This window comes from Polymorphobacter sp. (assembly GCF_051860865.1).
Classification (GTDB): Bacteria; Pseudomonadota; Alphaproteobacteria; order Sphingomonadales; family Sphingomonadaceae; genus Sandarakinorhabdus.
The window spans coordinates 18866-30226 of the sequence record NZ_JBIMKZ010000037.1; the positions used below are offsets into that span (position 1 = coordinate 18866).

12 protein-coding genes and 1 tRNA gene are annotated in these 11361 nt (G+C 65.2%); 6 read left to right on the forward strand and 7 right to left on the reverse strand.

Features of this window, described 5'->3' with window-relative positions:
* Positions 1–104 precede the first annotated feature (104 nt).
* The gene (locus ACTIFJ_RS08570) at positions 105–905 is read right to left on the reverse strand and encodes a class I SAM-dependent methyltransferase (protein WP_439533687.1); all 801 of its coding nucleotides are present in this window, start codon (positions 903–905) and stop codon (positions 105–107) included.
* Between the two features lie 82 nt (positions 906–987).
* Between ACTIFJ_RS08570 and ACTIFJ_RS08575 the strand changes: the two genes are divergently transcribed.
* Positions 988–1182, forward strand: a complete 195-nt coding sequence (locus ACTIFJ_RS08575) for a hypothetical protein (RefSeq protein WP_439533688.1) — start codon at positions 988–990, stop codon at positions 1180–1182.
* 101 nt (positions 1183–1283) lie between these two features.
* Positions 1284–1955 carry an Npun_F0296 family exosortase-dependent surface protein gene (locus tag ACTIFJ_RS08580; protein WP_439533689.1) on the forward strand — a complete coding sequence of 224 codons (672 nt, stop codon included), beginning with the start codon at positions 1284–1286 and terminating at the stop codon, positions 1953–1955.
* A 220-nt stretch (positions 1956–2175) separates the two neighbouring features.
* Here ACTIFJ_RS08580 and tatC read toward each other — a convergent pair whose 3' ends face one another.
* The 3 genes from tatC to ACTIFJ_RS08595 are packed head-to-tail and all read right to left on the reverse strand — an operon-like array spanning position 2176 to position 3774.
* Positions 2176–2976, reverse strand: a complete 801-nt coding sequence (tatC, locus tag ACTIFJ_RS08585; RefSeq protein WP_439533690.1) for a twin-arginine translocase subunit TatC — start codon at positions 2974–2976, stop codon at positions 2176–2178.
* Entirely contained in the window at positions 2966–3508 is a 543-nt protein-coding gene (locus ACTIFJ_RS08590; RefSeq protein WP_439533691.1) for a hypothetical protein, read from the reverse strand. The genes tatC and ACTIFJ_RS08590 overlap by 11 nt, the downstream gene beginning before the upstream one ends.
* A gap of 20 nt (positions 3509–3528) precedes the next feature.
* Positions 3529–3774, reverse strand: coding sequence for a twin-arginine translocase TatA/TatE family subunit (locus ACTIFJ_RS08595; protein WP_439533692.1), 246 nt, complete (start codon positions 3772–3774; stop codon positions 3529–3531).
* A 141-nt stretch (positions 3775–3915) separates the two neighbouring features.
* Here ACTIFJ_RS08595 and ACTIFJ_RS08600 point away from each other — a divergent pair, with 141 nt between their 5' ends.
* From ACTIFJ_RS08600 to ACTIFJ_RS08610, 3 genes are all read left to right on the forward strand, one after another.
* A complete protein-coding gene (locus tag ACTIFJ_RS08600; protein WP_439533693.1) occupies positions 3916–4155 on the forward strand; it encodes a hypothetical protein in 240 nt (79 codons plus the stop codon).
* Between the two features lie 473 nt (positions 4156–4628).
* Complete coding sequence (locus ACTIFJ_RS08605; protein ID WP_439533694.1) at positions 4629–5162, forward strand: sigma-70 family RNA polymerase sigma factor; 534 nt, start codon at positions 4629–4631, stop codon at positions 5160–5162.
* An 85-nt stretch (positions 5163–5247) separates the two neighbouring features.
* On the forward strand, positions 5248–9279 hold the full coding sequence (locus ACTIFJ_RS08610; protein ID WP_439533695.1) for a chemotaxis protein CheB: 4032 nt from the start codon (positions 5248–5250) through the stop codon (positions 9277–9279).
* A gap of 170 nt (positions 9280–9449) precedes the next feature.
* Here the strand turns inward: ACTIFJ_RS08610 and ACTIFJ_RS08615 are convergent, their stop codons facing one another.
* Positions 9450–10112, reverse strand: a complete 663-nt coding sequence (locus ACTIFJ_RS08615) for a PEPxxWA-CTERM sorting domain-containing protein (RefSeq protein ID WP_439533696.1) — start codon at positions 10110–10112, stop codon at positions 9450–9452.
* Between the two features lie 184 nt (positions 10113–10296).
* Positions 10297–10371 (reverse strand) — tRNA-Thr (locus ACTIFJ_RS08620).
* Between the two features lie 113 nt (positions 10372–10484).
* On the opposite strand from ACTIFJ_RS08620, the gene ACTIFJ_RS08625 reads away from it, so the two are divergent.
* Positions 10485–10673 carry a hypothetical protein gene (locus ACTIFJ_RS08625; protein WP_439533697.1) on the forward strand — a complete coding sequence of 63 codons (189 nt, stop codon included), beginning with the start codon at positions 10485–10487 and terminating at the stop codon, positions 10671–10673.
* On the opposite strand, the gene ACTIFJ_RS08630 is transcribed toward ACTIFJ_RS08625, so the two are convergent.
* Entirely contained in the window at positions 10617–11174 is a 558-nt protein-coding gene (locus ACTIFJ_RS08630; RefSeq protein WP_439533698.1) for a glutathione peroxidase, read from the reverse strand. The two genes, ACTIFJ_RS08625 and ACTIFJ_RS08630, sit on opposite strands and share 57 nt — an antisense overlap.
* Between the last annotated feature and the right edge of the window lie 187 nt (positions 11175–11361).

An 11361-nucleotide genomic window follows, 5' to 3' on the forward strand; every position in this document is an offset into this window, starting at 1 on the left:
CTGCCTGTCCAACGAACAGGGCAGTGACAGCGAAGTTCCTAGGGGAATGCGCCGGTCGACGGGGGTGCAGGGGGCAAGCCCCCTGCCCGCCGGAGGCCCCTGGTTCAGGGCTTCACGAACTTCATGGTGAACCGGTCAGACTCGCCGATCGCGGTGTATTTGGCGCGGTCGACGTCCTTTTCAGCGTAGTTGGGGGGCAGCGTCCAGACACCCTTGGGATAATCCTTGGTGTCTTTGGGGTTGGCGTTGATTTCCGAGGAGGCGACATATTTGAAGCCGGCCTTTTCGGCCATGGCACGGACGGCCGAGGGCTTCATGTAGCCGCTGGACTTCATGCGGGCGTCATCGGCGGATTCGGGCAGACGATGCTCGACGATGCCGAGCGTGCCGCCGGGTTTGAGAGCCTTGAAGAAAGCGTTGAAGGCATCCTGCGCCCAGTCGGCCATGTACCAGTTGTGGATGTTTCGGAAGGTGAGGACCGCGTCGACGGTGCCGGCGGGGGCGAGGCCGTCGGTGTTGCCCTTGGCGAAGACGGTGGGCTCCACCTTGCCGTAGAGATCGGGGTGGGTGGCGAGGAAGGCCTTGAAGTTCTCGACGGCCTTCTTGTTGTAGTCATTGCCCTGGGGGTCGGCGCCGGCGGCGTAGAGCTTGCCCTGATCCTTCAGATAGGGGGCGAGGACTTCGGTGTACCAGCCGGCGGAGGGCGAAATCTCGACGACGGTCATGGTCGGCTTGATGTCGAAGAAGGTCAGCGTCTCGACCGGGTGGCGATGGGCGTTGCGGGCGATGTTGGCGGCGCTGCGGTGCTTGCCGGTGGCGGCCTCGGCGAGCGTGGTGGCCTGTGCGGCGATGGGGGCGGCGGCGAGGATGAGGGCGGGCGCGAGCAGCGCGGCGAGGGTCTTCATGACGGTCTCCTGGTTGTGCAGGTCGAGTCGGCCGGGCCGGGTGGACTGGCGGCCTTGGTGGGGAATGGAGTAGCGCAAGTCGATGGACCGCGAAACCACGATTGCGCTGCTTGTCGTCTCCCTGCTGCTGGTGGTCGCAGGGCTGGCGGGGGATGTGGCGCGGCGGCGGGCGCCGCTGGCCTGGCATGCGCTGATGCCCTGGAATGCCGGGATATTCATTGGGCTGACGATGGTGGTGCTGCTGTCGGCGCACCTGCTGTCACTGCGAAGTGGTTAATTTCCTCATGGATACATCCATTTAGGATTGGTTTACTTTTTCCGGGGGCGGATATCGGTTAGGGCTTTGGCAAGCATTGGTGCTTGGGTTCGGAGCTGATCATGTTTGCACGTCTGGTGGTTGCGATGGGTGCTGCGTCTCTGATGGCGTCGGCCGCGTCGGCGATTGTGGTGGTGAGCAGCGTGGCGGGGGCGCCCGATCCGGGCGTGCCGAACGGGTTTGCCACGGTGGTGACTTTCGACAGCGCTTCGGCGCCTGGCATCGTCAACACCTTCACCGGGGCGGTGACGACGGCGGCGGGCAACATCAGCGGCGTGCGCGCGGCGCCGGCCGGGACGCCGCAGGGCGGTGTCTACCAGTCGGTGGGGACCGGCGGGGCCAGCACCTTCGACTTCACCGGTTATCTTGGCGCGGGCCAGGCACTTACCGGGCTGACGCTCTACTGGGGGTCGGTTGATGCCTACAACTTCCTTGATTTCCTGGCGGTGGACGGGACCGTGGTTCGGACGCTGAGTGGCAGCGACCTGCCGATGTTCAACGGCAACCAGACGATGCCGGACACCAACCGGCGGCTGACCTTCGCCATGGACGCCCGCGACAATATCAACCGTCTGGTGTTCCGCTCGGACGGCAATGCCTTCGAGTTCGACACGATCGCGGTGGCGCAGGCGGCGGTGCCGGAACCGGCGAGCTGGGCATTGCTGATCGCCGGCTTCGGGCTGGTGGGTGCGGTGATGCGGCGCCGCCAGCGGGTGGCGCGGGTTCTCGCCTGAGTTTGCCTCCGGCGGCCGGGGCTAGCCCCCGGACCCCATGAATTTGGCCGGATCGACATTCACATGAAAGTGGTCTCAGGCGGCAACCGACAGTGCCTCCGGCGGCTGGGGCAGAGACCATGGATTGCCGCCAAGGCGTAGCGACGGAAGTTTTCGGTTGTGGGCAGGCCTGATCAATGGGGTCCGGGGGCAAGCCCCCGGCCGCCGGAGGCCGTTGCGCCTATTGCGTAACCGGCGCGGCCTTATCGGCGGAGGCGCGGCGGCGTTCGGTGATCCAGATGCCGATAATCGACAATTCGTAGAGCAGGATCAGCGGGATCGCGAGGGCGAACTGGCTCCAGACGTCTGGCGGGGTGAGCACCGCGGCGATGGCGAAGGCGGCGACGATGGCATAGCGGCGGCCGGCCTTGAGCTGGGTGCGGGTGATGATGCCGGCGCGTTCGAGCAGCATCAGCAGCACGGGCAGCAGGAAGGAGACGCCGAAGGCGAGGATCAGGCTTGTGACGAGATCGAGATATTCGCCCATGGCGGGGAGGGCCTGCTGGGCGATGCCGTTGGTGGTCGAATCCGACTGGAAGGACAGGAAGAATTTGAAGGCGGCGGGCATGACGCCGAAATAGGCGAGGCAGGCGCCGGCGGTGAACAGGACGGGGGTGGCGAGGAGGAAGGGCAGGAAGGCGCGCTTCTCCTTGCGATAGAGGCCGGGGGCAACGAAGGCCCAGAGCTGGTTCGCGATGATGGGGAAGGCGAGGCAAAGGCCGGCGAAGGCAGCGACCTTCACTTCGACGAAGAAGGCCTCATAGAGTTTGGTGTAGATCAGCGTGCCGACCTTGTCGTCGCCATAGGCGTTGACCAGCGGCTGGACGAGGATGCCGAAAACGCGGTCGGCCTGGCTGAAGGCGAGGCCGAAGCAGACGAAGAAGGCGATGACGCAGCGGAGCAGGCGGGTGCGCAGCTCGATCAGGTGATCGAGGAGCGGCGCCTTGCTGGCGTCGATCTCGGTGTCATCGTCAGGCGTCATCGGAAGGCATTTCGGCGGCGGATGTCTTGGGCGTGCGGCGTGCGCGGGGCTTGCCGGATGCGGGGGCGCGCGGCTTGCGCGGGGCACGGGCGCGGACGCCTGCCGCGGGGTCCGACGCGGTGAGGGCTGGGACGGGCTCGGCCATGACGACCGCGCTTTCCGGGGCGTTTTCCGGTTCGGTTGGCTCCGCGGGATCAGGTCCTTCGAGGGCGGCGGTCGCGGCGGTGTTAGCGGCCTCGGCGGGAAGCAGATCGGGGGCGGGAAGCAGATCTGGCTGGAGAAGGGCGCCGGGATTAAGCGCGGTGGCCTTCATGATCGCTTCATTGTGCTTGGCCCAGCTCTTCTGCATTTCCTCGAGCTCGGCCTCGCGGACCATGGCATCGAAGCCGGTGCGGACGTGGCGGGTGACGGCGCGGCCCTTGGCGACCCATTGGCCGATGGTGCGCATGGCCATGGGCAGGCGGCTCGGCCCGATGACCAGAAGCGCCACCAGCCCGACGATGAACAGTTCCGAGGAATCGATGCCGAACATGCGCGGCCTTCAAGGCCGGGCTAGCGCCGGACGTCTTCGGTGGTGTTGTGGGCGACGGGGGCGCCGCTGGCATCGGTGATCTGCGCGGGTGGCGCCTTGGGGGCGGGCGGGGTGGCCGGCGGCGTATCGGTATCGGCCAGGCCCTTCTTGAAGCTGTTGATGCCCTTGGCGAAATCGCCCATCAAGTCCGAAATCCGGCCGCGTCCAAACAGCAGAATGACGACGAGGATGAGGATGACCCAGTGAACGAGGCTGAAGGAGCCCATGACCGTTGACCTTGTATAATCGCGGATAAGATCATCCTTTATCGTGGTTCTTCGGGGGAGGCTAGGGCACCGCCGATGATTGGTGGAACCAAATCCGGTCTGGCCCGTTCATGCGGAATACAGACAGGAGGCATTTTTCCCATGGCATTTGATCCCGCCCAGCCGCGGCTCGTTTCTCACCTGCGGCCGCACCGCGAGCCGGTCAGCCTGGTGACGATCGGGTTGGTGATGGTCGTGGTCGCCGTGGTCGCGCTGGGGATCGCCTTTGCGACCGGCGTTGTGGGTCTGGCGGAGCCGACACCAGCGGCGGAGCGCGGGGCCGGGTTGATCCGCAGCGACCTGGCGTTGCGGGTGCAGTGGACGTTGCCGCGGCGCGCCTGACGGAGGCCCCTAACCTGCCCTCGTAATGCTTCGGGCGTCTGGGGTGTGGATATGACGCCTTGGGAGTGGTGATAATCTGACATGTTCGGGCGGCGAGGAAATACGACTCGGCGCCTGTTTTCCGTTGTCCAGACGGGGGAACCGCATATCGGCCTCTGGTCAGGCTGTTTGTCGAAGAGCGACCCCGATGTCCCCCGGAGTTCTACTCAGACCGGGCTTCACGCCCGTCGTCTTTCCGGTGAGGGACGGAAGTAGTTCTACTTGTAGACGTTATTTCTCTGGGTTTGGTTTAAAATCGGTGTAAATTTGTATTGAGCACATTGAGAAACAGAATTGATGATGGCGATAATAGGTATTGGTTAACCATCTTCAGGGCGGGCGGGGCCTCTATGATGATGCATCGGGTGGCTGATTTGTCCAGGCAGGAGGCTGAGGCGCTTGCCGGCAAGATATTCTGCGACAGCCTGGTCGCCATGATGCCTGATCTTCGTGCCTTCGGACGATCATTAGCGGTGAGTGCCGATGCGGCGGACGACCTTGTGCAGGAGACCCTGGTGCGGGCGCTGGCGGCACGCGCCCGTTTTGAGCCGGGCACCAGCATGCGGGCCTGGACGCTGACGATCCTGCGCAATGCGCATTATACGCAGTGGCGAAAGACGGGGCGCGAGACCAGCTGGGATGCCGCGCTTGACATGCGGCGGGGCCCGGACGCTCCGCAACATACGGCGATTGCGCTGGCGGAAGCCTATCAGGCGATGTCAGCGCTGCCAGCGGCGCAGCGGCAGGCGCTGCTGCTGGTGGGCGCCGGGGGCTGGAGCTACGCGGAGGTCGCCCAGCGGATGGGTTGCGCGACCGGCACGATCAAGAGCCGGGTCGGCCGGGCGCGGGCGGCGGTCGGACGGATGGCGGACGGTGGCCAGCGGGGGCCTTCAGGCCCGCGACCCGGGAGTGATCAAGCCTATCGGGCGTTATGTGACGAAATTTATTGTGAGGCGGAGGGAACTTAGGCCGCGTATCTCTGCTTTGCAGATGGCGTAAGTTAAAGTAAAAAGTAATATATGTTAATTCATATTAATTAAGGCCCTTTGTATAGTGACCGATCGCCTCCCTCAATCCGTAACCAGCCCTGGCGCCGACAAGACGGGCAACAGCGCTTCGGCGCGCCGCGTCATAGCGATAGGCGGCTCGGCAGGCGGGCTCGATGCGTTCCGACAGTTGTTCGACGGCCTGCCGCAGCGGAGCGGCAATGCCTATATCGTGGTCCAGCATCTTGACGCAGCGCATGCATCGATGCTGGCAGAATTGCTGGCGGCCGACACGCCGATCCCGGTTGTGGAAGTGACCGACGGGATGGCCGTGATGGCAGACTGTATTCATGTAATTCCGTCGGGCAAGCAGATGTCGGTTTCGCAGGGGGTGTTGCATCTGTCGGCCAATTCGTCGGCGCGGGGCCCGCGCCTGCCCTTCGATTTCTTGCTCCAGTCGTTGGCGCAAGCCCATGGCAAGGATGTGGTGGCGATCGTCCTGTCGGGCGATGGGGCCGATGGCAGTGAGGGGGTGCGTGCTGTCCATGCGGCGGGCGGGCTGGTCTATGCGCAGGATCCCGGCGAGGCCTCGCATGGCGGCATGCCGGCAGCGGCGATTGCGACTGGCGTGGTCCATGCTGTTCTGCCCATTGCGGCGATCCGTGCGGCAATTGGCGGGCGACGGGACGAGCTGGCCATGGCGTCGCCGAAGAAAGCGCTTCAGAAGCCGGACGCGCCTGTTCAAGCCCGGGCCGCGCGGCCTGTTGCGCCCGACGCGCACGGCTGGCTGGCAACGGCGCTGGACCGGCTTCAAGCCGGCGGGTATGATTTCCGGGGCTATAAGGCCGGAACCATCCAGCGACGCATCGAACGTCGCGCGTTGATGGCCGGATATAATGCCAATTCCGTCGACCGCTATGTGGCCGGGCTCGCCAGCAATGATCAGGAGCTCACGCTGCTGGCCAATGACCTGTTGATCAATGTCACCAGCTTTTTTCGTGACGAGGAGGTGTTCGCAACGCTGTGCGAAACCATCCTGCCCGATCTGGTGCGCAACCATGTCGGCGATGCGCCGCTGCGGGCCTGGTGCGCGGGGTGCAGCACGGGCGAAGAAGCCTGGTCGCTGGCGATGGTCATTCTCGAGGAGATCGCCCGCACCCGGCCGACCCTGCGGCTGCAGATGTTCGCGACCGATCTTGATCCCGCTGCCGTGGCCATGGCGCGGCGGGGAATCTATCCGTCGTCGATCGAGAGCCGTGTGTCGGCGGAACGGTTGAAGCGCTTTTTCGAGTGCGAGGGCGACGAGTGGCATGTCGGCGCTGAGCTGCGGTCGTCGGTGGTGTTTGCGGTCCATGACATGCTGACCGACGCGCCTTTTTCGCGGATCGACCTGCTGTCTTGCCGGAACCTGCTGATCTATCTGCAACCCGCTGCGCAGCTGCAGGCGACTGCGCTGTTTCATTTCGCCTTGCGGCCCGGCGGATTGCTGCTTCTGGGGAGCGCGGAGACGGTGGCCGAGATGAACGAGGGCGCGGAAACCGGCTTCACGCTGATTTCCAAGGCGGCACGCCTGTATCGGCGCAACGTCAACCGGCGCGTGGCGCTGCCGGGGCAGCCCGCACCCTTGCCGGCCTTTGCCTTGCCGCCGCGGCCGCCGCTGGCGACGCCGCCCGGCGCGGCGCGACTGCTGGCTCTCGAGGCCGAGCTGGCGAGCATTCGTGCCGAGCTGGCCAGCGTGAACCTACACCTGGAAGGCGCCGGCATTGAACAAGAGGCCGCGCATGCCGATACCATGTCGCGCAACGAGGAATATCAGACGACCAACGAGGAATTGCTGACCCCTCAGGAGGAACTGCAATCGTTGAACGAAGAGCTGGTGGCGCTGAACGCCCAGTTGCAGGAGACGCTTGATCGCCAGCGGACGACGTCGGACGATTTGCAGAACATCCTCTACAGCACCGATGTGGCGACGATCTTCCTCGATCGCGAGCATAACATCCGGTTCTTCACGCCGGCAACGCGGGCGCTGTTCCACCTGCTGCCAGGTGATGTCGGCCGGCCGCTGGCCGATCTGGCCCCGCTGCGGCCTGACGCTCATCTGCTCAGCGATTCCGCTGACGTGCTGACCGGCAGCCCGCCGATCGAGCGCGAAATCGACGGTGCCGACGGCGTTTCCTACTGCCGGCGGATCCTGCCCTATCGCTCGCATGACGAACAGATCGAGGGGGTGGTGATCACCTATACCGATATCACCGAACGCAAGCAGACGCTCGACGCGCTGCGCGAGGCGCGCGAGTCCGCCGAGGCCGCCAATCTGGCCAAGTCCCGCTTCCTGGCGGCGGCGAGCCACGACCTGCGCCAGCCGTTGCAGGCGCTGGTGCTGTTGCAGGAGTTGCTGGCGCGCAAGGCGTCTGACCCCGAGACGCAGGTGCTGCTGATCCGGCTGGACCGGACGCTCGATGCGATGTCGTCGATGCTCGACAGCCTGCTCGACATCAATCGGATCGAGGCCGGCGCGATCGAAATCGAATCGCGGGCCTTTCCGCTGGAGGCGCTGTTCGGCGAGGTCGTTCAGGGCCTGATGCTGCAGGCGTCGTTGACCGGGCTGAAGCTGCGTTACGTGCCGACGGCCTGCCATGTCGTTTCCGACCGGCGGCTGCTGGCGCAGATGCTGCACAATCTGGTGGCCAATGCGCTCAAATATACCAACCGCGGCGGGGTGCTGATCGGCGCCCGGCGGCGGGAAAACAATGTCGAGATCCAGGTCTGGGACACGGGCATCGGCATTGCGGCGGGCGATCTGGAATCGGTGTTCAAGCCCTATAGCCAGCTTGGCGACATGCCCGCGGAGCGCGGGCGCGGGCTCGGCCTGGGGCTGTCGATCGTCCAGAGCCTGGGCGACATGCTGGGCCATCCTATTGCCGTGCGCTCCCGTCCCGGGCGGGGATCGGTGTTCTGTATTACGGTGCCGGTGGCCGAGCACATGACACGGGTGGTGGAAGCGAAGCTGGTGCCGGGACCGCGGCAGCGGCCGGACAAGGCCGCGCCGGCGACAACGGGTCAGGCCGCCCCGGCGAACATCCTGGTGATCGACAATGACGGCGACCTCCTCGACCTGCTTGGCCAGACGTTGCGCGATGCCGGGCATCAGGTAACGACGGCGAAGGACGAGAGCGAGGCCAAGGCGGCACTGAAGACCAGCACGCCCGATTTGATCATATCGGACCTGTTTCTCGACGGCGCGCAGGATGGTCTCGAACTGGCGGCGACGCTGCGCCAGAAGATGATGCAGACGGTGGGGCGACTGGTGCCAGTGATGATCCTGACCGGCGATATTGCCATCCATACGCTGGCGCGCGTCGCCGCCTATGACTGCACGCGGCTTTCCAAACCGGTCCGACCGACCGAACTGCTGGCCGCTGTCGAGGCGGAGCTGGGCCGGGCGTCGACGCGGGATGCGACGGCGACCGATGCACAGGCGGAGTGGGGGATCGTGCACGTCATCGACGACGACCCGTCGCTGCTGCGCGAATTCAGCCTGTTGATGGCCAATGCCGGACTGCCGGCGCGGCTGCATGTTTCCAGCGAGGCGTTCCGCGCCAGCTGGGAGCCCGAAAAGGCGGGGTGCCTGCTGATCGATGCCTATCTGCCGGGCGAGAGCGGGATCGAGCTGCTGGCCAGCCTGAAGGCCGCCGGCGTGCTGACGCCGGCCATCCTGATCACCGGCAAGGGCGATGTCTCCATGGCGGTGGACGCGATGAAGGCCGGCGCGATGGACTTCATCGAGAAGCCGGTGCGCGGGTCGGTGATCGTCGACAGCGTTCGCCGCGCGCTCGAGAGCATCAAGGGCCTGGCGATGGAGAATGCCGAGCGGAGCGCTGCCGCGGCGCGGCTGGCGACGCTCACCGACCGTCAGGTCGAGGTGATGCTGATGGTGCTGAACGGCCAGCCGAGCAAGAACATCGCCGCCGACCTCGATATCAGCCAGCGTACGGTGGAAAACCACCGTGCCGAGATCATGCGTCGGACCGGATGTCGCTCGTTGCCGGAACTGGCCCGACTGGTGATGACAGCCAAGAGTGGTTCCGCCACCGAATAATTAGCCGCGTACGCCTGCGGTGCGCAAGGAAAAGGCCCGACAGCTTGCTGCCGGGCCTTTCTGCTGATCCAGTGCAGGATATTGAACTGCCAGCGATACCGGCTCCGTGACTGAATAGTCGCGGAACCGGTACCAGCGGCAGTCAGGCCCTCCCCTGAAGCGTGTTACGCTCAGGCCGTGACGGTGGCCATGCCGCGCTGACGGCGACGCATGACGCTGCCGACGAGGCCGAAGCCCATCATCAGCATGCCCCAGGTGGCCGGCTCGGGCACTTCACCGGCAAACGACCCGGCAACGCTGGCGGTGAACGGGCTGGAATAGCCATTGGCATCGAAGTTCGACGGCGGCTGAATGGCAGTCAGGGCCAGCGAGAAGTTCGAGGACACGAAATCGGGCAGCGTCAGGAACGACGACGAGAAGTTGATGATGTTGCCCGGATCGGCGGAGAACAGCGCGCCCGACCCGCCATCGGCGTTATAGCCCATGGTGGCGTTGACGAAATCGACGGTCAGATAGTTGCTGCCGTTCGAGAAGTTCATCGTGCCGTTCCAGCCGGTCTGGGTGTACTGACCGCCGGACAGGACGGCGCCCTGGTCGGTCGAGCCGGTCATCGAGAAGGAAGCGTTGTACACGCCCGGCGTGCCATATTCCGTCACGATGAAGAAGACGGGGGCATTGGTGACGCTGACAGCATTGCCGGTGCCAGTGTTGGTCAGCGAGAGAACGCGTGCGCTGTTCTGCTGGCCGAACTGAGCGAAGTTGAGTGCAAGCGCCGGCGTGGCCAGCAGCATGGACACGATAGCCCCGCCGACCAGCTTCTTCACGGTATTCATGATGAATCCCCTTTTTGTCGAACTTGGCCCTGCGGGCCTGATGGCATCCTGACGAGCGCAGGACATGCCGCACCATCGGGGAAGCCATGTTGTCGCAACAGCGCCGGAATTTACCCGGGGGACCTGTGGGGGGCCGGCCGAAGGTGGGGGGATTCCCCTAAGGGGAGATTAAGATCGGGGGAAATGGTGCTGCCGGGGAGGATTGAACTCCCGACCTCAGCCTTACCAAGGATGCGCTCTACCACTGAGCTACGGCAGCACGCCACAGCGCACGGGGCGCCACGGACGTGGCCGTATGAGCGAGGGGCGGCGGGCTGTCAAGAAACGCGGCCGGTGTTTTCCTTCCCGAGCCAAGCTGGGCTATAGAGAGGCATGACCGATGTCAGAGCCAAGACCCGCGAGGCGCGCCTTGCCGCCGCGCTGCGTGCCAATCTCGCCCGGCGCAAGGCGCTGGTGCGGGCGCTGGATGTGCCAGGAGCCGGTGCGCCGGAGGACCGGCTGGACTCAGCCGGCCGTGCCGGTAGCGATCGCCGCGTTGATGGCGGTGACGAGCTCTTGTGACTGGGGCGTGACCTTGGACGGATAGGCGGCGATCAGCCGGCCATCGCGGCCGACCAGATATTTGTGGAAATTCCAGCCCGGCGCCTTGTCCGCCCCCAGCTTGGCCGCCGCCCAGCGATAGAAAGGCGCTGCCGCCGGGCCCTTGACCACGGCCTTCTCGGTCATCGGGAACTTCACCCGATAGGTCGATTCGCAGAAATCGGCGATTTCCTTGCCGGTCTTGTACTCCTGGTCGCCGAAATCGCCCGATGGTACGCCGATCACCGTGAAGCCCTTGGCGGCATACCGGTCCTGCAGTGCCTGCAGCCCCTCATATTGCGGAGTGTAGCCGCAAAAGCTCGCCGTGTTGACGACCAGCAGCACCTTGCCCTTGTACTGGGCCCAGGGCATCGGCTTGCCGTCAATCGTCTTCGTCGTCACCTCGAACGCCGAATTCAGCCCCGCCGGCGCTGCCGCCACCAGAGCCACCCCAATCACCGCTGCCGCTGCTGCCCGCATCATCGCTCATTCCCCTCCGCTGGTTGTGCCGACATAGCACGGCCGTAGGCCGGCGCCCACGGCTATCCGTGTCGCAGGGAAGGGAAGGAGGCCTCCGGCGGCCGGGGGCGCAGCCCCCGGACCCCATTGATCAGCCTGCCCATAACGCCAAACGTCCTCGTGACGCGAAAGCCCCTTGATGGGGTCCGGG